Origin of the sequence: Alteromonas sp. KUL150 (assembly GCF_009811475.1) — a bacterium.
GTDB classification, from domain to species: Bacteria; Pseudomonadota; Gammaproteobacteria; order Enterobacterales; family Alteromonadaceae; genus Alteromonas; species Alteromonas gracilis.
In genome coordinates, this window is record NZ_BLIJ01000037.1 from 65,461 (window position 1) to 86,176 (window position 20,716).

Annotated in this window: 19 protein-coding genes; 9 read left to right on the forward strand and 10 right to left on the reverse strand. The window is 45.3% G+C overall.

Features of this window, described 5'->3' with window-relative positions; translation table 11 throughout:
• Positions 1-12: 12 nt before the first annotated feature.
• The 5 genes from gspK (at position 13) to GVO62_RS08765 (ending at position 5,010) form a co-directional block, all read left to right on the forward strand.
• The gene (gene gspK, locus GVO62_RS08745) at positions 13-1,056 is read left to right on the forward strand and encodes a type II secretion system minor pseudopilin GspK (protein ID WP_159118690.1); all 1,044 of its coding nucleotides are present in this window, start codon (positions 13-15) and stop codon (positions 1,054-1,056) included.
• Positions 1,056-2,255 carry a type II secretion system protein GspL gene (gene gspL, locus GVO62_RS08750; RefSeq protein WP_159118615.1) on the forward strand — a complete coding sequence of 400 codons (1,200 nt, stop codon included), beginning with the start codon at positions 1,056-1,058 and terminating at the stop codon, positions 2,253-2,255. The genes gspK and gspL overlap by 1 nt, the downstream gene beginning before the upstream one ends.
• On the forward strand, positions 2,252-2,731 hold the full coding sequence (gene gspM, locus GVO62_RS08755; protein WP_105932489.1) for a type II secretion system protein GspM: 480 nt from the start codon (positions 2,252-2,254) through the stop codon (positions 2,729-2,731). The genes gspL and gspM overlap by 4 nt, the downstream gene beginning before the upstream one ends.
• Complete coding sequence (locus tag GVO62_RS08760; RefSeq protein ID WP_159118616.1) at positions 2,728-3,495, forward strand: type II secretion system protein N; 768 nt, start codon at positions 2,728-2,730, stop codon at positions 3,493-3,495. The genes gspM and GVO62_RS08760 overlap by 4 nt, the downstream gene beginning before the upstream one ends.
• A gap of 81 nt (positions 3,496-3,576) precedes the next feature.
• Positions 3,577-5,010 carry a YdgA family protein gene (locus tag GVO62_RS08765; protein ID WP_159118617.1) on the forward strand — a complete coding sequence of 478 codons (1,434 nt, stop codon included), beginning with the start codon at positions 3,577-3,579 and terminating at the stop codon, positions 5,008-5,010.
• Between the two features lie 167 nt (positions 5,011-5,177).
• Here the strand turns inward: GVO62_RS08765 and GVO62_RS08770 are convergent, their stop codons facing one another.
• From GVO62_RS08770 to yrfG, 4 genes are all read right to left on the reverse strand, one after another.
• Positions 5,178-6,224 (reverse strand): MBL fold metallo-hydrolase, encoded by a 1,047-nt coding sequence (locus tag GVO62_RS08770; protein ID WP_159118618.1) that lies wholly within the window; start codon positions 6,222-6,224, stop codon positions 5,178-5,180.
• Between the two features lie 276 nt (positions 6,225-6,500).
• Positions 6,501-7,889, reverse strand: a complete 1,389-nt coding sequence (locus tag GVO62_RS08775) for an NAD-dependent succinate-semialdehyde dehydrogenase (RefSeq protein ID WP_159118619.1) — start codon at positions 7,887-7,889, stop codon at positions 6,501-6,503.
• Positions 7,890-8,280: 391 nt separating this feature from the next.
• A complete protein-coding gene (yjjX, locus tag GVO62_RS08780; RefSeq protein ID WP_159118620.1) occupies positions 8,281-8,826 on the reverse strand; it encodes an inosine/xanthosine triphosphatase in 546 nt (181 codons plus the stop codon).
• Positions 8,827-8,839: 13 nt separating this feature from the next.
• Positions 8,840-9,553, reverse strand: coding sequence for a GMP/IMP nucleotidase (yrfG, locus tag GVO62_RS08785; protein ID WP_159118621.1), 714 nt, complete (start codon positions 9,551-9,553; stop codon positions 8,840-8,842).
• Positions 9,554-9,624: 71 nt separating this feature from the next.
• Here yrfG and nudE point away from each other — a divergent pair, with 71 nt between their 5' ends.
• The 3 genes from nudE to GVO62_RS08800 all read left to right on the forward strand — a co-directional run bounded on the left by nudE (position 9,625) and on the right by GVO62_RS08800 (position 11,748).
• Entirely contained in the window at positions 9,625-10,188 is a 564-nt protein-coding gene (gene nudE, locus GVO62_RS08790; protein ID WP_105932482.1) for an ADP compounds hydrolase NudE, read from the forward strand.
• Between the two features lie 3 nt (positions 10,189-10,191).
• Positions 10,192-11,037, forward strand: coding sequence for a 3'(2'),5'-bisphosphate nucleotidase CysQ (cysQ, locus tag GVO62_RS08795; RefSeq protein ID WP_159118622.1), 846 nt, complete (start codon positions 10,192-10,194; stop codon positions 11,035-11,037).
• Between the two features lie 126 nt (positions 11,038-11,163).
• Positions 11,164-11,748 carry a YceI family protein gene (locus GVO62_RS08800; RefSeq protein WP_159118623.1) on the forward strand — a complete coding sequence of 195 codons (585 nt, stop codon included), beginning with the start codon at positions 11,164-11,166 and terminating at the stop codon, positions 11,746-11,748.
• Between the two features lie 140 nt (positions 11,749-11,888).
• Here the strand turns inward: GVO62_RS08800 and mdoH are convergent, their stop codons facing one another.
• Both mdoH and GVO62_RS08810 read right to left on the reverse strand, forming a co-directional pair.
• Positions 11,889-13,880 (reverse strand): glucans biosynthesis glucosyltransferase MdoH, encoded by a 1,992-nt coding sequence (mdoH, locus tag GVO62_RS08805; protein WP_159118624.1) that lies wholly within the window; start codon positions 13,878-13,880, stop codon positions 11,889-11,891.
• Complete coding sequence (locus tag GVO62_RS08810) at positions 13,861-15,492, reverse strand: glucan biosynthesis protein G (protein ID WP_159118625.1); 1,632 nt, start codon at positions 15,490-15,492, stop codon at positions 13,861-13,863. Before GVO62_RS08810 ends, mdoH begins: the two co-directional genes overlap by 20 nt.
• Positions 15,493-16,247: 755 nt before the next feature.
• Between GVO62_RS08810 and GVO62_RS08815 the strand changes: the two genes are divergently transcribed.
• On the forward strand, positions 16,248-16,802 hold the full coding sequence (locus tag GVO62_RS08815; protein ID WP_120962413.1) for an outer membrane beta-barrel protein: 555 nt from the start codon (positions 16,248-16,250) through the stop codon (positions 16,800-16,802).
• A gap of 51 nt (positions 16,803-16,853) precedes the next feature.
• On the opposite strand, the gene GVO62_RS08820 is transcribed toward GVO62_RS08815, so the two are convergent.
• From GVO62_RS08820 to GVO62_RS08835, 4 genes are read right to left on the reverse strand one after another with little or no spacing between them, the layout of a single operon-like run.
• On the reverse strand, positions 16,854-17,087 hold the full coding sequence (locus GVO62_RS08820; RefSeq protein WP_159118626.1) for a YheU family protein: 234 nt from the start codon (positions 17,085-17,087) through the stop codon (positions 16,854-16,856).
• A 55-nt stretch (positions 17,088-17,142) separates the two neighbouring features.
• Positions 17,143-18,177, reverse strand: coding sequence for a hydrolase (locus GVO62_RS08825; RefSeq protein WP_159118627.1), 1,035 nt, complete (start codon positions 18,175-18,177; stop codon positions 17,143-17,145).
• Between the two features lie 17 nt (positions 18,178-18,194).
• Positions 18,195-18,698, reverse strand: a complete 504-nt coding sequence (locus tag GVO62_RS08830; RefSeq protein WP_159118628.1) for a TIGR02444 family protein — start codon at positions 18,696-18,698, stop codon at positions 18,195-18,197.
• Positions 18,685-20,658: an ATP-binding cassette domain-containing protein gene (locus GVO62_RS08835; protein WP_159118629.1), complete on the reverse strand. Its 1,974-nt coding sequence runs from the start codon at positions 20,656-20,658 to the stop codon at positions 18,685-18,687. The genes GVO62_RS08830 and GVO62_RS08835 overlap by 14 nt, the downstream gene beginning before the upstream one ends.
• Between the last annotated feature and the right edge of the window lie 58 nt (positions 20,659-20,716).

Here is a 20,716-nt window from a genome sequence, read left to right on the forward strand (position 1 = left end):
TTCCGCCATCCCATGCCTAAAAGTGTCAACCGCAAAGCGGTTGTTAGTGCTTTTCGCTCGCCGCCAAGTAAGCAGAAAGGCGTGGCGCTGATGATTGTGCTTATGATCGTTGCACTAGTGGCAGTACTCGCTACTGAAATGGGCACACGCTTACAACTTCAGGTTCAGCGCACAATGAACCTAAAAGATAATAACCAAGCCTATTGGTACGCCATGGGCGCAGAAGCTTTTGCACGAAAATCTATTCAGTCGTTAATGAAGGAAAGTGAAGAGGTTATTTCCATTGACCAACCCTGGGCGCAAGAATTTACATATCCGTTGGAAAACGGTGGCCTCACCGCTAACTTAGAAGATTTGCAGGCGTGCTTCAATCTTAACGCTATTGTTTCTGGTAGCGCGTCAGGAAACACAAATAGTAACGGCTCCAGTAACACCACCGAAGCTATGGAAGCCTTCCACACTATGCTGCTCTCGCTTAGCGTAGATGGGCTAGATAACTTTACAGCAGATACACTTCGAGACAGTTTGGCCGACTGGGTAGATGAGGATGACAGTATGCGACCTTACGGTGCTGAAGATAGTGAATACGAGTCCAGAGAGTTTCCTTATCTTGCCGCTAACGGGCCGCTGGCATCGAAAAGTGAATTGCGTATTATTAACGGTGCATCGCCAGAATGGCTCGATGAAGTGTTACCTTTGGTTTGCGTTATACCGGATTACAATGAGTTGAAAATTAACGTCAATACGTTAGAAGAAGAAGATGCGCCATTATTAGCAGGATTGACGGGGCTAGATATGCAACAAGCCGCCAGTTTGATAAGCAGCCGCCCGCAAAACGGATGGGACGATACCAATGCTTTTTTAAGCGAGCCTTCTATTCAAGCGCTTAATTTGACAAGTACTCGACAAGCATGGTTTTCAGTTAAAACCGAATATTTTATGTTGCACACAAAAACACAGTACAACAAAGCAACCTTTAAGCTTTCCACCGTGTTTCACGCCAGCGCCGATAGTGGCGTACGTGTAGTGAACCGCGAGTTTGGGGGAACCTATTAATGGAACAATTACTGGTGCGTTTAGGCGCCAACCACACCGACCCGATAAGCTGGCTCGTTTATTCGAAAACAGAAGATGAAATCATTGCTTCTGGCGAACTTCCCAATGCAGAAGACCTATCTACGCTCACTGAACGCGCTGGCCAGCGAGGCGTTATTGCATTAGCGCCTAGTAGCGACATCTTGCTCAAGTGGGTTGAGCTTCCGCCGAAAGCGGGCCGTAAAATCATTTCTGCTATTCCGTTTATGCTTGAAGACGAGCTTGCAACCGACATAAGCCAACAGTTTTTTGCCATTGGCCCAAGGCGAGTCGACAGGCAAGCGGTAGCGGTGGTCAGTCATGAAAAAATGCAAATGTGGCAATCATGGCTAAGCGAAGCAGGTCTATTTTGCGACACCATTATTCCTGACGTCCTTGCCGTTCCAGTGACGCAAGACGGATGGTCAGTATTAACTCTTGGGGAACAACTTTTAGTACGCCAAGATACCTTTAAAGGTGTGCAGGGCGAACAAGCATGGTTATTGCCAACGCTTATCCACTTTACCGCTCAGCAAGACAGTCCTGTGGTAATTACTAATTACGCCGGCATAGATTTGAGCAGCTTGCCAAATATTGAAGAAGCACAAGCGCCGCTAGAACTACCTATGCAGGTTTTGGCTAAAGAAGCAATGCAAAGTAGCTTTAACCTGTGCCAAGGCGAGTACAAGATTAAACGCAAGCGCAGCGGAGTATTAAGTCAGTGGCGAGTGGCGGCCGTTCTTGCTGTGCTGGCCTTATGTACCAGCCTGATTGACAAAGGCGTTTCTCTCTACCATCTTAAAGCGCAAAATCAGGCGCTAAGCAGCGAAATCAATGCGGCGGTAAAAGCAGGGTTCCCCAATATTGGTACCTATCGCAACGTGAAGTTAAAGCTTCAAAGTGAATTAGCTAAGTTAGAACAAGGTGGCGGCGATGCCTCAATGCTCGTTATGCTCGATCAGCTAGCGCCTGCGTTTTCAGCCACTAATGTGAAGCCGCAAACACTGAGGTTCGACGCGGCGCGCACTGAAATTCGCATTCAGGCTCAAGGTAAAAACTTTGAAGCGCTAGAACAATTTAAACGTACCGCAGAAAACGCGGGGTTTGTAGTTGAACAAGGTGCTATAAACAATCGAGACGATGGTGTTGTCGGAACTGTGTCGGTAAGGAGTACCTTATGAACGCACTTTTAGAAAAGTATAAAGCGCTGACTGAACGCGAGCAGAAGCTTGTGTTAATTTCAGCGGTTATGATTGTGATAGCGCTATTTTATTTTGTAATTTGGTCTCCGCTTAACGCCGCATTAGACAAGCAAAAGCAACTGCTTGATAACCAGCAATCCTTATTGGTTTGGGTAAAAGACAGTGCGGCAAGAGCACAGCAGTTGCGCCGCGTAAGTGGCGGTAAGCGCGCCTTTTCTGGTTCATTACCACAAGCGGTAAACCGCACTACTGCACAGCACGACATTGCCATTTCACGTATGCAGCCACAGGGCGACGAGCTGCAAGTATGGGTCGATCAAGCCCCATTCAACAGTGTTCTAGATTGGCTTAAGGCCATGGAAAACATGGGAGTGGTTATCCTTCAAGCCGATATTGCCGAGGCCGATGCGCCAGGCTATATCAAAATTCGCCGACTACAGTTAGGTAAAGCATGAAGTCGAAAGTTAGTTGGATTATAGGCGGCGTTATCGCCTTCTTATTGTTTGCTGTAGCCTACATGCCTGCTACTCAGGTAATAGGCCGCGTATCGTTGCCGAGTAATATTGAAATTAGTGGCGTAACCGGCACTCTGTTTTCAGGCAAAGCGCAAACTGTGGTAGCCAATGGCTTAGCAATTTATAACGTTAGATGGGAACTAAGCCCTCTGCACATGTTGGTGGGGAAAATTAAATTAGATCTCAAAGCGGGAAACATTCGCGATAAAAACGAGGTAGCGTTTGAAGGGCCTGTTACAACAGGCCTGTTAAGCCAGAATACGGTAAGCACCGAGAATTTCACTCTTTATCTACCAGTAGACAGGGTGATTGCTCAAGTTCGCTTGCCGTTACCAGTAAACGCTGGTGGACGCTTTAAAGTAACGCTGGACGATTTAACGTTCGGTCCTGCGTGTCGGTCGTTAAGCGGCTCTGGAGACTGGCTAAATGCGACAGTAGCGGGAACCCAAGGGCCTATTGATTTTGGCACCTACTCTGCGAAACTGCGCTGCGAGGGCGAGCATATTGGTATAACGGTGAGCGAGCCTAATCTACTTAATTTGTCTATGGATGCCATTATTCCCACCAGCATGAAGAATATTCGTGTTAGTGGTAAATTTAAACCAGATGAAAGCTTACCTGATGAGGTACAGCAGGCATCCCGTTTATTTGGTACACCTAACAACAGCGGCTACATTGCTATACAGCTTCCCCCCGCTCAATAGTGATAGTAACTACAGCAACGTATACGTCTTGGTATCGACCTATCAGGGCCAACTGGAACACACTCAACAAAGGATTGTAAAATGAACAAACCTCTTCTAGCCGGCGTCGGCGCCACATTAGTTGCGCTCGGCGTTGCCCCTTATTTCATTGGGAATAGCGTACAAGATAACGTCATGTCAGCTATCGACGAAATAAATCAGCAGGCAATGTATTCTGCCGACGTTCTGTCTTATAGAAAGGGCTGGTTTTCTACCACCGCTGAAATAAAGCTTGCCGTTGATTTTCAAGCATTGATAAATGCGCAGAATGCTGCGCCTAGTGAAATGCCTTTTGAAGAAAACCCCAGTGTTGTTGCAACGCTTGTTGCACATCACGGACCAGTCTATTTTGGCGACGGCGTTGGTCTAGGTCGCATCCAATACTCAGTCTCTGTTGATGGCGATGAACTAAGAGAGTACGTACAGTGGGACGGTCAAAAGCCAATTTATCAAAATGACGGGGTAGTGGGCTTATTCGGTGGTTTGCACTACGCAGATGTTATTCCTGCCCTTAGCGCAACCAGTGAAGAAGAGGGTTTCACCCTGTTATTCTCGGGTTACAAAGGCGAAGCAGAGCCCGAAGGTAGTGAGACGGTATATACCTCTTTTGGTGAATCACTTAGCATTGATGCTGATGATGTTTCAATGACATTGTCTAATCTATCAATGGACGTAAGCTACCAAGGCAGTATTATAGAAGCGTTAAAAGGCGACCTGTTTGAGTCTAAAGTAAAAGCGCTTATTGAAAGCATGGAAATCACTGGTATAGAACCAGGCACAAAAGTTCAATTAGACAACATCGCACTTATTACAGATACCAATGTAAACGAAGATGAAAATACGGCTGATGTGTATGTGGAGTATGCGATTGATAAAGTCATTGGCCCTGAGATTGAGGCCACCGATATGGTGCTAGGTGTTGCTATCAATAACTTAGACATAGATTTCATCAAAGCCTATCAAGAATTCAGCAATACCTCATTGCTTTTGCCTGCTGAAGAAGTACCAGTCAAAATGATGGAGTTTGTCGAAGCAAACTTACTCCCCCAACTTAAAGCTGAGCCTGAATTAAACATAACAAAACTGAAAGCAACATTACCAGAAGGGTCATTTAATGCTCATGCTAGTACGAAGTTAGTCGGCATTGATGCGCTGCCAGGCACCATGGAAGATGTGGCTTACTGGATAACACATTTGCTAGCAGACGCGCAAATTACTGCCGACAAAGCCTTTGCAGAGAGCATGGCATCTGGCTATATGATGGGCCAACTTTTAGCCACGCCACAGGCGCAGAACATGACAGAAGAAGAACTTCAAGCTGCGGTAGACCAGCAAACACCCATGATGTTGAGTACATTTGCGCAACAGGGTTTAATAAAAGAAACTGAGAGTGGTTATGAAACTAAAATAACGTTAAAAAATGGAGAAGCCAGCGTAAACGGGACACCTATTCCGCTGCCTTTTGCCCCGCAGTAACATATTAGCAACAGAATCAAATAAAAAATGCAGAGCCGCATGCTCTGCATTTTTATTTGTCGCGACAGTATTAGCCTTATACCAATCCGCATAGATAATTGCCCACTCAGAAGGCAGTGGCAAGTTTCCTAGCGAGGGGTAACGCCCGCGAGTTACCTTTGTAGCCCTCACTCGTCAAGCGTAATATTCATTAAATCCTGAGCCGCATACACACGACCGGGGGCAATGACCGTCATCGCCTCAGTGAGTGCATCGATACCAGGTTCACTTCGTTGCATAAAGTGCGACAATACTATTCGCTTAGCTTCAGAGCGCTTTGCAATGTCTATGAGTTGAGTAGGCGTCATGTGAAGATTTTTTGCTGCTTGAGGAGCAGAATCGTCAATTGCGTTATGCAGCACAAGCAGGTCAGCGTTTTTCGCAAACTTTGCAAGGTGGCCTTCTTCATCGTTAGTGTCTCCCGAAAACACGAGCTCACAGCCTTTTGCATTTACTTTCCAAGCAAGCGCTGGAATGGGACCATGATTTACCGCAATGGCTTCAATACTAACCTCATTATCAATCTTGTGGTCGAAAGGCGTCTCAAGAAACGCATTATTGACAGATTTTGGTAAAATAGCGTAGTCATCTTGCCCTTTAACGGTGTAAGAAGATAGATAGCTAAAGGCGCCTTCTTTTCCTAATAGTGAGGCGATGTAATCCTCAGTTGATGGCATAACGTCGTTTCCATCAGGCCCTATTACTAATAAATCGGTATTTCGGTCTGTGAAGTACCCCCCTTTGATAAAGCTAGGCAAATCCGCCGCATGATCAGTATGTAAATGAGAAAGCAAGATGGCATTCAGCGTTTCAAATTGAGCGCCAGAAGCACCAAACTGCACGCTACTTCCGCTTCCCGCATCAATCAAAACCCGCGCCTTTTCGTCTATCCAAATAAGATAAGCGCTAGAGCTTCGGCCGTCATCGAGTTCGGGGCCGCCAGAGCCTAATACTTGAAGCGATACGTCTTTACACAAACGCGGAGATACCTCAGCGCTCGCCGTATTGGCATTGTTACGCTCTTCATGCGAAGCAGAGTTTGCGTGGGCAACAGATGGAAGTGGAAGGGAGAGCACGACCGCAGTTAAAAAAGTACGTAACGCGAAACGGCGAATAACCGGTCGATTAATCAACGCCACACTCAATGTCTCTTTTTGTCTATTTAGAGCCTTCATCACATTCTCCTTGTTTTGACGCCCAATTCTTTATACACAATTGTTTTACGAAAAGACCGTCACAGTAATGAAATTAGTTCAGCAAGATCAGAGCAATTGCCTGAATTTCCATAAAGAGTAAAACGATGAGCCGATTACACGAAGCATCGCCCAGAAATGTATGATGAAAAACGCGCTTAATGATAACTGCAAAAATGAGGGAGCTAGCCTTTGCATTTTAGACACAAAAAAGGCGGGCAATTGCCCGCCTTTTAACGCTAAGTAGCTTGCTGGTGATTAGTCTGCAGTATTTTCCGCTACCATAATGGTTTTGATGTTAACGAATTCTCGCATTCCATAACCACCGTGTTCACGACCATAGCCGCTATCTTTGACTCCACCAAACGGTAGATTAGGCTGTGCTAACGAATAACCGTTAATATTTACCATACCTGTATCAAACTCATCTTTCGCAAGCGCAATGGCTTTATCAGTGTCGGTACTGAAAATACCGCCGCCCAATCCATAGCGCGAATCATTCGCTACTTCCATCGCCTGCTTGTCATCTCGAGCTCTAATCAAAGACGCTACTGGGCCAAATAGTTCATCATCATAAGCAGGCATACCAGGCGATACATCTTCAAGAATAGTTACAGGATAAAAATAACCGTTTGAATCTGGTACTTCTCCACCTAAGGTCAGTGTAGCACCGGCCTCCAGTGATTTTTTTACCTGTTCGTGTAATTCGTCACGTAGGTCTTCGCGCGCCATTGGGCCTAAATCTGTGTTTTCGTCAGTAGGGTCACCCACTTTCAACTTCTTACACTGCGCAACAAATTTGTCTCTAAATTCGTTATACACGCTATCTACTACAACGAAACGCTTGGCTGCTACGCAAGTTTCGCCATTATTTATTACTCGACCTTGAATACACATTTCTACCGCGTTATCGATATCCGCATCTTCAAGTACGACAAAGGCGTCGTTACTGCCAAGTTCCATTACCGTTTTTTTCGATAAGCTTGCTGCCTCTTTCGCTACCTGCTTACCTACTTCATCACTACCAGTAAAGGTTACGCCGCGAACATGCTTATGTTTAATCAAATCACTTGCCGTACTGCCATCTATTAACAGCGACTGGTATACATTTTTAGGGAATCCTGCATCTTCATACATTTGTTGGATAGCCTGCGCCATACCGAATACGTTTTTAGCGTGCTTAAGTACAGTCGTGTTGCCTGCCATAATATTTGAAACGCTATAACGAATAACTTGATAAAGCGGGAAGTTCCAAGGCTGAATACCTAGAATCACGCCGATTGGCTGATAAGTGATAATGGCGCGACCACCCTCAAAAATACGATGTTCATCTTCTAAAATAGATGCACCGTGCTCGGCAGTGTAGCGACATATTTCTGCACACAGCTGCACTTCTTGCTTACCTTGAGCCGTTACTTTACCCATTTCCCTTGTCATTAGGCTGGCTAAATCATCAATTCGCTCTTCCATTAAGTCAGCAAGGTTGTTTAACAAGTCTGCACGGGTTTCAAATGATGTACGACGCCAGTTCAAATACGCTTCTTGCGAACGCGTTACGGCTTGCTCTGCGTCTTCAGCTGACATCAAATGATAATGATCGATTTTTTCACCTGTAGCAGGGTTGTAGGTATTAATTGTCTCACTCATTGTCACTCTCCTTAATCCTTTTGGAATGAGAGTGGTGCAACTAGAAAGCCAAGGTGACAATTGAATTATTTTCAAATTAATTCAATACCTTGCAGAGATAAAGACAAACTGATGATAAAAAAATAACGCCGTAGATCAGAAAAGATTACTTAACGCGGTAAAGATTTCAGAGCAACGCAATAGACGATATTAGTATCAATACCTGCGGTAACACGCCGCGATTACGAACGTGTTAAGTCTCGCTGAGTGGGTGACTATCTAGGCGGACTGGTACAAAAAGGTAAGTTAGCCAAGTATTTCGACCAAGGCTCACAATAAATCGCTATCCTCTGTGAGCGCTCAGTATTTAGCTATAAAATGGCAATTGCATAACAAAGTTATGATGCAGCGACTAATCGGTGTAGAGATCGGGAAAGTGAAATTTAGCCATGGCCAACGTTAACGCGACTTCATACACACTTTGTCGTGTAGCGTGATTCAACGTAAGCAGACCGATCGCGCCGCCCTTTTGCTTAACATTCGTCATATCAAAGAGTTTGTCCATTACCGGCCCTAGCTCTTCGCCTCGCTGAAGTGCCTGATAAACGCTAACCGGAAGGGGCAAACTGGCACTTCTCGTTACTGACCAATGACCCTCATGGTATATCGCGACATAAGCGAATGTTGCAGGGCCATCTTCAAAAACATCCACTCCCCCTTCGATAGCCACATACCAGGCATCGGCCAATCCACCTTGGTGATGAGCTAGCATAGCTTTAACCCGATTTATTGCCCCCAAACGGGTTTCGTCCTCGCTCATTGGCTGGTATGGCACGCCACTTGGAACTGCCATACCTTGCGCATCGAAGTCATGTTCTAGGGTGTCAGATAGGGTATTTAATGCAGCATTAATCTTAACAGGGTTAATTGAACCAACATAAATTGTATCGGAGACCATTTACTTTCGTCCTTTAAAAACGTTTTTTTGCAGCATTACTCACTGGATTTGCTTTGATATCTTCAAGCATCAAACGATAATCGCGCACCGCAGGGAACTCACTAATGTTTCTGTTTGGCAGGGTGCTGTCAGGATTATCAACGGCCAACAAATGTTTAATTCCGTAGGTTTTTGCCGCATTCAATATCGGCAATGAATCATCAACAAATAACGTTCTGTTGGCATCAAACTTCACCCGCTTTTGTAAACGTTCCCATAACAGCTGAGACTCTTTGGTAACCCCGAACTCATGGGTTGAAATCAGATTATCAATGTGGGCGTCAAGCTGAGTATGCTCTATCTTGAGAGCCAAACTATTGGGATGTGCATTAGTTACCAGCACGACTTCTCTACCAGATGCATGCAGAGCATCTAGAAAAGGGATGGTATCTTCTCGAAGTGCAAGTAAATGAGCGAGCTCCCGTTTCAACGGCATAAATTCATTTTCTAAGTCTAAAGCCAGTGACTCAGCCCAATAATCTAAGCAATACCACTGTATTTGACCAAACACTGCTTCATAACGCTCTGACATTTCCTGTTGGCTTTGTGCTTCTGAAATGCCTCGCAACTCCGCTAAACGCTTAGGTAAATGGTGCAGCCAGAACTGATTATCATAATGGAGGTCCAACAGAGTTCCATCCATATCGAGTAGTACAGTATCTATTTCATTCCAGGGCAGAAAGGGCAAGCGATTTTCCTTATAATGAAGTAAGCTAATAAATTGTATACAAGTATGATAACAAAGTTGTAGCGAGAGACATGCCGAAAATTGATCCGAACAAACCGTTACCACAAATTCATTCTCGTGAAATCGTTGCCCAGAGTAAACTCTTTAGGGTAGAGCGCCTAGACTTAGAGTTTTCCAATGGTGCCACCCGTGAGTTTGAGCGCATGGCTGGGGGTAACAGAGGCGCGGTGATGATTGTGCCAATGCTAGATGAAAACACCATGGTGTTAATTCGTGAATATGCCGCTGGAACGCACTCGTATCAACTTGGTTTTCCGAAAGGTTTAATTGACCCGGGCGAAACCGCCATTGAAGCAGCTAATCGCGAGCTTCAAGAAGAAGCAGGCTTTGCTGCCAACGACCTTATTGAGCTTCATAAAGTGAGTATGGCACCAACCTTCTTTAATGCCAACATGACCATCGTACTAGCCCGCGACTTGTATCCTAAGCAACTAGAAGGTGATGAGCCTGAACCTCTCGAGGTGATTCATTGGCCTTTAGATGAAGCAGATGCTTTACTTGCTAGAGAAGACTTTATAGAAGCACGCTGCATAGCTGCGCTGTTTTTAGCTCAAAAGTGGTTTAAGGAACAATAAACTATGCCCGATGACGCCCATGCCGACCTACTAGAACTTGCAAAAAAAATTGCCGTTGAAGCTGGCGAAGCCGTATTAGAAGTGTACGACAAAGGTGAGTTTGACGCTTACCAGAAAGAAGACGAATCCCCTGTCACCAGCGCAGACTACCTGGCAAACGATATCATTAACAAGCGCCTAAAAGCCGCTACACCTGATATCCCCATTCTTTCTGAAGAAAATAAACACGCAAGTTTAGAAGAGCGAAAGCATTGGCCGCGATATTGGCTCATAGACCCGATCGACGGCACTCAAGAGTTTATTGCACGAAGCGGCGACTTTGCCGTAAATATTGCCTTGATCGAAAATAACGAACCAACCATTGGCGTTATATTTTGGCCTCCCGGACAATCACTGTATTACGCTCAAAAAGGCCAGGGCGCATTTAAATCATCGCCAGATGGTGATCACCCGATCAAAGTGCGTAAGTTAGACGACCCTAAAAATAGCGTTGTTATGATCGCTATCAGTCGTCGTCAGTCGCGAGAAAAAGTACTAAGTAGAATGTGCGCAAAACGGGTATATCAAACCCTCCCTCTTGGAAGTTGTTCGCTGAAAGCGTGCTTTATCGCAGAAGGTAAAGCAGACGTGTTTATGCGTATTGGCATCACTGGCGAATGGGACACGGGGGCATCTCAGTGTATTGTTTCTGAAGCAGGCGGCAGTATTGCAGCTGCAAATTTTGAACCTCTCACCTATAACCAACGTCATTCGCTAGAGAACCCAGATTTTGTGGTAATGGGCGATCAACGAGTGCCATGGCAAGATGTTGTCCAGTATAATGATTTTGTAAACCCGCATCGGCATTAGCGCGTATCAAACTGATAGCGCAGCGTGCTAACCAACGTATAATAGCGTGGTAATGTTGCTGGGCCTCATTACTCTGGTCGTGGTTAAATCAAGCCAGATGGAACCCAATAGTAGAAGGAGTAACCTATGATTATTACACGTATTCGCACGTTATCGGCAGCATTGCTGACTTGTGGGCTAGCGTTCCCTGCTGCAGCCGATTGGTCAATTGACGGCGAAACCAGTGTGCTACATTTTTTATCAACGAAAAACGCCCAAGTTACAGAAATTCATAAATTTGATAGCTTCGAGGGATCGTTGTCTGATAGCGGTAAACTCAGCGTCGCTGTGGATTTGTCGTCGGTTAATACGGCAATTGATATTCGTAACGAGCGGATGCAGGAGATGCTGTTTAACGTAACGAAATTTGCACAAGCGACCTTTGAAGCAAGCTTACCTGAATCGATGATGAATCTTCAGACAGGTGATGTAGTTAATGGAAAAGTGAACGGTATACTAACGCTACATGGTAAAGCGGTACCTACTTCATTTTCTGTGCAAGCCAGTAAGGTCAGTGACGATATGTTATCAGTATCAACCACAGCACCTACGCTTATCAAAGCTGAATCTTTCGGTCTTGCTGATGGCGTAGCTGCACTTCAAAAAATTGCTGGCCTTAAAAGCATCACAACAACGGTTCCTGTGACATTTTCAGTAACGTTTGAACAGTAACAGGTTGGCAAATAGGGTGAAGAAACCCAGCTTTTGCCTGCGCTACTTTCAGTTAAGGTTGTTGTTACCTGATACCAGTCCGCATAGATAAAAAAACCGCACATTGAGTGCGGTTTTTTTATGCTCGTATTACTCAATACTTAGTGGGCGCTATTTGGTAATCTGTAACGCATAGGTAAAGGCTTTTCACCAAGCGCCTGCACCGGCATGCTTTGCCATACATTATCTGGCAGTGCGGGCACCTCTGCTTTATGCTGTGTAATTGCAAAATAGTTCATCGCTACGCGTAGACGCTTAAGGGCTTTGCACTCGTAAACTTCTTGGTCGATAACGAATACTCCCCACTTCCGCATAATTACGCCTAGCTTGTCACTGCTGGTTAAACGAATAACAGGCGCGGCCAATACCATGCCTACTAACACAGGTAGCAGCCACATAAACAGCGAGGGCGTAAAGTAGAATGTGGTGACTCCCCACGCTACTGCTAGACAGCTCATGATTTGCGTATGTTTAATTGCAACGCTCCAAGGTACCTTACGTCCTTCACGTTCTTGCGCTTCCCACTTAACAGAATGACCAACAAAAACACTGATCACAAAATAGCTGTGGTAGAACATCATAAGAGGAGCAATAAGCACAGCCATGGCCAGTTCAACAACCGCGCCTTTGAGCAATGACCACGCTCCGCCAAACTCGCTGCGACGCTTTATCAACGCTAATGCAATACCCAGCACTTTCGGTAAAAAGAGAAGCGCTGCGGTTCCCCACATCGTCACCATCATCATGTCTTGACGAGCCACTTGCCAACTTGGGAAAAGTTGATACTCAGAGACGAAAAACTCAGGTACTGACGTTGCACGTATTAACGCATCGGCCGTGCCCAACGCCAACATGCAAAATAAGATGAGTGACGAAATATAAGCGAAAGCACCAAATAAAAAGTGCAGACGGTTCTCCATTTTAAGGCCTTTCACATTAAGCAGCCCCAAATGCTGTATATTGCCCTGCACCCAGCGACGGTCGCGAATGGCGTAATCAACAATATTGCTTGGTACTTCTTCGTAGCTGCCTGTTGTATCGGTAAGCAAGTAGGCCTGCCACCCAGCACGGCGCAATAAAGCCGCTTCTACAAAGTCATGACTTAATATTTCGCCACCAAATGGGGCTCGCCCTTCAAGTGTAGGAAGCCCGCAATGCTGCATAAAAGGCGCAATTCGAATGATGGCATTGTGCCCCCAATAGTTGGCGCTATCGGTTTGCCAAAATGACAATCCAGTGGCAAGCATTGGGCTATATAAATGGGCCGCAAACTGTACAAAGCGACCAAAAAATGTGTTCTGGCGCACCGGCATTGGAATAGTTTGCACCAGCGCGGTATCTGGATTTTGTTCTATACGACGAGCAAGATCTTGCATCCGTTCTCCGGTCATAACGCTGTCCGCGTCAAGCACAATCATCGACTCGTAATTAGCCCCCCAGCGTTCGCAAAACTCTTTAAGATTGCCCACTTTTCTATGAAGATTTTGCTCGCGGCGACGGTAAAAAACCTGATTTGAAAACGCTCCTAAGCGTTTTTTTAGACGGGTAAAAGCGCGCAGTTCAGCATCGGCTTTTTCCATATCACGGGTATCACTTAGCATGTAAAAATCGAACTGAGCGCTATTTTTGCTTTCCATCAGCTCGCGAATACAGGCCTCGAACCCCACCATAATACGACGGGTATCTTCATTATACACCGGCATTACAATAGCGTGTTTCTGCGTCAGTGGCATATCAACACTAGGCTGCGCTTGTTTTTTCCGTAAGCTAAGCGGATCGATGTTAAAAAGCTGTAGAAAGAAGCCGATTATACCGGTCCAAAAAGCCATACATAGCCATGCAAACAAGGTAAGCCCTAATCCTAACTGCGCAATTTCTAAATTAGTCAGCCCATTAGGTAAAAATATTTCGTACAAACTCCAACCGGCCAGCGCCGTACTTGGAATAACCAGCATTGCCATGATGAACAAACGCATATGCTCTCCTTTTAAGATGAAATGTGATTGACGCACCGCGCCGTCACTTTTAACCTGAGATTCGGCTTTAGCCTCGTTAGATGATGTGTTCACGGGGTTATTTTGGTTGATAGACATAGTTCCAAACCTCGCTTACACGTTTACCGTCGTGCTCAATATATGCACGCATATCAACGGTTTGTTTCTCTTTAGGTTTTACGAAAAATGTGGCACGCCATTCTTGACCATCAGCAACAGGATAGAGACGCTGCTTTGAAATTGCGCCGTTAGTGCCCTGCACAATAAGTTTCATTGACTTGTCATCAAAAGACACCGAAGAAGGAGCGCTGAAGTCTACACTGAACTGTCTAGTAGTATTTAAACTGTCGTTTTTGAACTCGTCGCCGGGTAGCACAGCTTTGCCCTGACGGGTACGTACTACAGAAGCGAGTTTACTTACAAATGGATTCTGCTCTACGGTCTTCAATTCATAGGCGAAATAGAGCGACTCTCCTGACTTAAACGGCTTTTCGGGGGTCCAAAAGGCGACGATATTATCGTGAATCTCAGACTTAGTGGGAATTTCTACCACTTCCAACCGGCCTTTCTCAAAACCAGCTTCAGGTGTTACCCAAAGGCTTGGACGTAGATGATAATTGGCTTCGGCATCTAGATAATTATCCCATTCGCCATCGCGTTGAAGCATGCCAAACCCCTTAGGATTTGCATCGCTTAAAGAGGTAACCTGCAAACGGGCTGGGTTAGTAAGCGGTCGCCAAATTTCTTCATCTGCGTGAGTGACCATTAGCACACCATCGCTATCGTGTACTTCGGGGCGATAGTCATCATGACGCTTTTCAGTGTTCTCGCCATACAAGAACATACTGGTAAATGGCGCAATACCAAGCTTACTAACATCATCTCTAGCAAATAGCCAGCTTTCTACTTTTACACGAGTGTCAATATCCGGCTGAATGACAAATTTATACGCGCCAGCTACTGAGGGGCTTTCAAGACGTGCATAAATTGTAATGGGCTTACCTTCGCTAGGCTCAATTATCCAAAACTCGGTAAAGTGGGGGAATTCTTCGCCTTTCGCCAACGCCGTATCAATAGCCAAGCCTCGAGCTGAAATGCCATAAACCTGATTTTTCCCCACAAGGCGAAAGTATGACGCACCTAGAAATACCGCGAATTCATCTTTGTACCCTTCGCTCTTAATTGGATAATGAACGCGAAATCCCGCAAAACCAGACTTTTCGTCGGTCAATCCAGCCAAGTTCGATGCAGAACCATCGTAGTTAAACATCTCACTATTAAACGCAAGTCGCTCTGGTTTGTTATCCCCACCAATAGTGTGAATAGTGACTGGGTATTCATATAAAAAGCCAGGGTGAAAAAACTGCAGTTCATAGTCGTTCTCGCCGTGCCATAAACTCTGTTCTGGCTTAAAGCGGATCGACCGATAGGTGGTGTAATCTATCTCTTTTAACTTACTGTTTAATCCATGATCATCCTGTTCATAGCTTTGCGTTGCCGAATCGCGCGCAGCATCGATAATTGACTGTAAAACCGGTGACGTTTTTTGAGGCTGATTGCTGTCGTTAACCTCGATTGCCATGACTTGCTGAAAGTTAACGAGTGCGATAACGCTGGTCATCGCTAAAAGAATGCGTGATAGCACGTGTTTACGTGAATGCTTAGCTCTCTTTTGTGAAACGTAGTCGAAAAATAAAACTGGCTTAGCCATTTGTCCTCTCCTTTTGAAAACAATAGTCATCCAAGTGATGGTGAACGTAAGTGTGGTTCGTCGCTTCCCAGCGGATAAGTGCACAAAACCAACGTGATTACTTCTGCTCAAACTCGAAAAGGTGCTCTACTCCTTTCCTTCCACCCTCGTGATTACCTGCTTTGTAATCACGAATTCCCACGAATTCCATGCCGAAATGGCAAAGGTGAAAATTGGATAACTCGTAGGCACATCAGCAAAAGGCGTTCCAACACGATAGTGTGAGCGCCAGGAGTGATTTTTTGCTTTTACTTACAACAATTTGCGAAAAAACTTATTTTAAACTTGGCCCTATTACCAGTGTGTAAGAACGTCCGATGACCTATACAAAAGGATAACTGTTGTTTTTTAGAGACAGTTAGTCATGCCAAAATGTATCTAGAATGCACAATCTATTAGCTTCCTTAAATAAATCTATGGCGTGCCCCCTTAAACTACAGAATATTTTTTATATTTTGATCAATTACTTATGAAAATTTCACACAAAGAATTCTGAGCAACATGCTGCTGTTGGCAAAGCCTTTGCAAAGTTTCTAGTGAACGTCATCTTGATGATTAAATCTGATGCGAGTTCTTTATGGAAAGAATAACGATGTCACAAAAGGAAATTTGTTTTTTGTGTTCATCAATCCGGCAGTTCGTAACGTCCGGTTTAGGGCGTGCTAAACACGCTTTTCAATATTAAGCGGGCTGCTGAACATTTAAGGAGTTATCACATGCGCAAAGCAATCACACTTATCACGGCAGCACTGACTGCAGCTACACTTCCTCTTTCAGCTATGGCAGACAAACCAGACTGGCGTTATGTGGAAGGTGGTTACACTAAGATGGACTTTGATGACAACGAGTCATTCGAGCCAGATGGTTTGACCGTTAACGGTAAGTACCTTTTAAACAGCAACTGGTACCTTAACGGTGAATACAGCTTCTTTGAAGAGGGTAACTTCGACTTCGATATGTTAACCCTTGGCGCTGGCTATCGTTTACCTGTAAATGCCACTACCGACGCGTATTTCGGCGCAAACTTAGAGCGCATTGACGGTGATGTAAACGACGAAACAGGTTACAGCATTAACGCAGGTCTTCGCTCAATGATTACAGAGCAAGTAGAGCTAGCGGGTGAAGTGGGTTACTACGATGTTGACGACGGCGAAGCTACATTCAGAGTAGGCGCTAACTACTATATCACCCCACAATGGGCGGTTGGTGCGAATTACCGCATTATTGATGATTTGGATATTATGCAGGTCACTGCACGATACGCGTTTTAAGCCTCCCTCTCCTCAGGAAGGTTGCCGGGTTGCTCGACCCGGCTTTTTTGTTTATTCAGTCTCGTCACTTGGCTGAATATCTTCTTTTCTTTTTATGTCCACGCTTTCATGAAGTTCTGAGTAAACTAACACGGCTTCACCAGACTTAAGTCTATCTAAGACTTGTTGAACTTTAACGTCTAGAGACACTTCTTCTTCGCCATAGTCGGTTCCTTCGCGCAGTACAAAAGATTCGGCCAAGCTGTAAAGCGTATCGGCTTCTAACGCGTTGATGGGAACTATCATTAAAACTCCTCGTTAAGAACGTAGATTGCAATTTTTACGACAAAAACATCGCGATTTAGCGGCTCACATAACTACAGGTGGTATTAACGGGCAACGCTTCGCTGACAAAGCGTTTCACCCGCTCATGCAGCCACACTCTAGGGTTCAGTATAGAGCCTTGCATGAACCCTACATGTCCACCACGCTCACTCAACTCTACCGTTACATTGCGGGCAAGCTCTTCTTCTTTGGGCACAATAAGATGGTTCATAAACGGATCATCAATGCTATGCAGTACTAACGTGTGACAGTGAATTGCACTTAAGAAATGATAAGCGCTACACTTTTCATAATAATCTTGGGCATCAGCAAAACCGTGAAGGGGTGCCGTGATTTTTTCATCAAACTGGGTAAAGCTGGTAATATTGTTTACATCGCTTTTCGTTAGCTGAATAAGTTTGCGATAGTCGATGTACTCCATTTTTTTGCGCAGTGTGTCTTTCATACTGGTAAGCAGATACTTCTGATATACCCTTGAAAAGCCTTGGTTAATAGACTTTGCACACTCGGAAAGCTTGAGCGGAGAAGATATAGCAACAGCGGCCTTTAGCCATTTTTGAGCTGGATGCTCACCGAGTAACTTCAGCAACATGTTTCCGCCAAGAGAAAAACCAATAGCCACTTTGGGGATCCGTGGGAATTTCTCGTGCAGCCACTCTAAGAAAAAGCTCGGGTCTTCCGTTTCACCACTGTGATACGCTCTTGCTTTAAGGTTAGGTACGCCGCTGCAGCCACGATAGTGCATCATCACCACCTGCCACCCATTGACTGATAGCTGAGCCATCATATCGTTAGCGTAATGCGACCTTATACTGCCTTCGAGACCGTGAAACATAACAACGATCCCCGAGGTTTCTTGTGGCTTAGGCCCCCAAGCGACATCGACAAAATCATCGTCAGGTAGTGTTAATCGCTCCATGTGGTAAGACAAAGGTAAACGCTTTTGAATAAAGCGCGGCCAAATCGTCTGCACATGGCGGTTCTTGGCCCATCCAGGCACCTTAAAGCTACTTTTTACAATCTTTCCATGTGAAAGCGCTGATTTACTCATTCTATTTTCTTATTCTTTTACGATAATTCTTTAATCACTAGGCTGACAAGACGACGGGCTTCAGCATTATCGCGAAGACCATATGCATTGATAAACGCGGCCACAGACGCATTAAATACCGACCCTGTCGTCAACTGAGCTTGCCCTAGATGAACCACTGATTGTTCATTAAAAGCAGCTACGATATCGCGCTGCTGCTCGCGCTCAAGCTCAAGCTCTTCAGCTTTCAGCGCAGCGTAAACGGCCGGGCCTGCCCCCTTGTCAGGGTGAGCCGCTTTACGTTTGGCTCTATGAACCTTAAGTTTTTCTTCAACGGAACTTGAGGCCTCTATTACCGCCTTAAGTTGAGGCAGGTTTATAATGAAGTTGTTCTCAAGACACCAGCCTACTAGCAGTAATACGTTTACATTAACGTTGTGATTATCTTGCAGTAATATTGCAAGTGGCGCCATATTTCCCTTGGTGTAGCGGGACACACTGTAGTCCCAAAACACACCAGGTTCGAGATTAAGCGATTGCATTGTCATACTCTTCTCGCTTTAGCTCAATTTGTTCTTGGGCATCTAACCAGGCCATCTCTTCCTCTTCAAGCTGCTGCTTGAGTTGAGTTTGCTTGTCGAGCAAGGCTAAAAGCTCTGCTTTTTTATCATCGCTGTAAAGGGATGTATCGCTTAAAGACTGTTCGACTTCCGCAAGTGCTGCACTGTATTTTTCCATCGCCTTCTCGTGTTTCTCAATGGCTTTTTTAAGCGGCGCGACACTTTGCCTAAACTCGGCTTCCCGACGTTTTTCTTCCTTACGGTCTACTTTACGTTCCGGCTTATTTTGCACGCCGTTTTCTTGCTGCGCTGCTTTTTTATCATCGCTGTTTGCAATTTTCGCTTCGCTGTTAGCTTTAGCTTTTTCTGCTGCTTGCTGCTTTAAAATCCAATCTCGATAATCATCTAAATCACCTGTAAAGGGCTCTACTTCGCCGCTATCTACCAAGTAGAAATCTTCACACACCGATGAAAGCAAGAAGCGGTCATGCGATACCAGTACCATGGCACCCTCAAAACCTTGAAGGGCGATATTAAGCGCATGGCGCATTTCTAGGTCTAAATGGTTTGTAGGCTCATCCAGCAACAGCAAGTTTGGCTTTTGATAAACAATTAATGCCAGCACAAGACGCGCTTTTTCACCGCCCGACATGGGTGCTACAGGGGCTAACGCTTCATCACCGTTAAATCCAAAACCGCCCAAATAGTCGCGTAATTGTTGCTCTGTTGCTTTTTCATCAATACGCTGCAAATGCAAAAGCGGCGTGGCATTCGCATCCAATGTTTCTAATTGGTGCTGTGCAAAGTAGCCAATTTTTAGACCCTTAGCAGTATTGAAAATACCTTGCTTAGGCGAGTGTACACCAGCAAGTAGTTTAATAAGCGTCGATTTACCTTGTCCATTGCGCCCTAGAAGCCCAATCCGGCTGCCTGGCACCAAGTTTAATTTCACCTGCTGCAGTACGATATGATCATCATACCCCAGCTGGATCTTTTCCATTTGCACGAGCGGGTTGGGCAACGCAGTAGGTGGGGCAAAAGAGAAGCTAAAGGGGCTAGCCATATGCGCAGGCAATAAAGTTTCCATTTTTTCCAACTGCTTAATACGACTTTGCGCCTGCTTTGCTTTACTCGCCTTCGCTTTAAATCGCGTAATAAACGAATTCAAGTGTGCTACTTTTTGCTGCTGCTTTTCATACTCTAGGTTCTGCAAGCGAATACGCTCTGCACGCTGGGTCTCATAGGCTGAGTAGTTACCCGTATAAGTAATCAATTTTTGCTGCTCTACACTAATAATTTGAGCAACGGTGTTATCAATGAAAGCTTTGTCGTGAGATATCAACAGGAGAGTGCCAGCATAGCGTTGTAACCACTTCTCTAACCATATAACGGCGTCTAAATCTAAGTGGTTTGTTGGTTCATCCAGCAGCAGAAGGTCTGACGGGCAAAGTAGTGCCTGCGCCAGATTTAAGCGCATTCTCCACCCGCCGGAAAAGTCTGTTACAGGCGCACTCAACTGGGTATTGGTAAATCCTAGGCCTGACAAGATCGTCGCCGCTCGGGATTCAACATCGTACGCGCCAGCTTGCTCTAATTGACCGTGTATTTGGCCAATTTGAACGCCATCACCGCTTTTTTCAGCGGCCTCTAGGTTAGCCTGTAATGAACGTAAATGTTTGTCGCCATCAACAACATAGTCTATCGCAGTTCTGTTAGTAGCCGGTGTTTCCTGTGCCACACTCACAATACGCCAGTCACTCGGCACGCTGCAATCACCCGCATCTACGCTTAACTCATTGCGTAATAGCGCAAAAAGGGTGGATTTCCCGCAACCATTACTGCCAATTAGCGCCACTTTATGGCCCGGAAAAACCTGCGCAGACGCGTCTTCTAGCAGCATTTTACGACCGCGCAGTAACGATACGTTAGAAAGCTTAATCATGAGTAACCTGTGATGGAACAAACAAGGGCGCGTATAATATCAAAAACTTAAGGTAAAA

Excerpts from the sequence above, each read along its gene's own strand:
- gspK (WP_159118690.1), top strand. The coding sequence starts at position 13 with ATGCCTAAAAGTGTCAACCGCAAAGCGGTTGTTAGTGCTTTTCGCTCG.
- GVO62_RS08775 (WP_159118619.1), bottom strand. The coding sequence starts at position 7,889 with ATGAGTGAGACAATTAATACCTACAACCCTGCTACAGGTGAAAAAATC.
- GVO62_RS08810 (WP_159118625.1), bottom strand. The coding sequence starts at position 15,492 with ATGGCTAAGCCAGTTTTATTTTTCGACTACGTTTCACAAAAGAGAGCT.
- GVO62_RS08825 (WP_159118627.1), bottom strand. The coding sequence starts at position 18,177 with ATGAGTAAATCAGCGCTTTCACATGGAAAGATTGTAAAAAGTAGCTTT.
- cysQ (WP_159118622.1), top strand. The coding sequence starts at position 10,192 with ATGCCCGATGACGCCCATGCCGACCTACTAGAACTTGCAAAAAAAATT.
- GVO62_RS08765 (WP_159118617.1), top strand. The coding sequence starts at position 3,577 with ATGAACAAACCTCTTCTAGCCGGCGTCGGCGCCACATTAGTTGCGCTC.
- GVO62_RS08830 (WP_159118628.1), bottom strand. The coding sequence starts at position 18,698 with ATGCAATCGCTTAATCTCGAACCTGGTGTGTTTTGGGACTACAGTGTG.
- nudE (WP_105932482.1), top strand. The coding sequence starts at position 9,625 with ATGCCGAAAATTGATCCGAACAAACCGTTACCACAAATTCATTCTCGT.
- gspM (WP_105932489.1), top strand. The coding sequence starts at position 2,252 with ATGAACGCACTTTTAGAAAAGTATAAAGCGCTGACTGAACGCGAGCAG.
- gspL (WP_159118615.1), top strand. The coding sequence starts at position 1,056 with ATGGAACAATTACTGGTGCGTTTAGGCGCCAACCACACCGACCCGATA.
- yjjX (WP_159118620.1), bottom strand. The coding sequence starts at position 8,826 with ATGGTCTCCGATACAATTTATGTTGGTTCAATTAACCCTGTTAAGATT.
- GVO62_RS08770 (WP_159118618.1), bottom strand. The coding sequence starts at position 6,224 with ATGAAGGCTCTAAATAGACAAAAAGAGACATTGAGTGTGGCGTTGATT.
- GVO62_RS08835 (WP_159118629.1), bottom strand. The coding sequence starts at position 20,658 with ATGATTAAGCTTTCTAACGTATCGTTACTGCGCGGTCGTAAAATGCTG.
- mdoH (WP_159118624.1), bottom strand. The coding sequence starts at position 13,880 with ATGTCTATCAACCAAAATAACCCCGTGAACACATCATCTAACGAGGCT.
- GVO62_RS08820 (WP_159118626.1), bottom strand. The coding sequence starts at position 17,087 with ATGATAGTTCCCATCAACGCGTTAGAAGCCGATACGCTTTACAGCTTG.
- GVO62_RS08800 (WP_159118623.1), top strand. The coding sequence starts at position 11,164 with ATGATTATTACACGTATTCGCACGTTATCGGCAGCATTGCTGACTTGT.
- GVO62_RS08760 (WP_159118616.1), top strand. The coding sequence starts at position 2,728 with ATGAAGTCGAAAGTTAGTTGGATTATAGGCGGCGTTATCGCCTTCTTA.
- GVO62_RS08815 (WP_120962413.1), top strand. The coding sequence starts at position 16,248 with ATGCGCAAAGCAATCACACTTATCACGGCAGCACTGACTGCAGCTACA.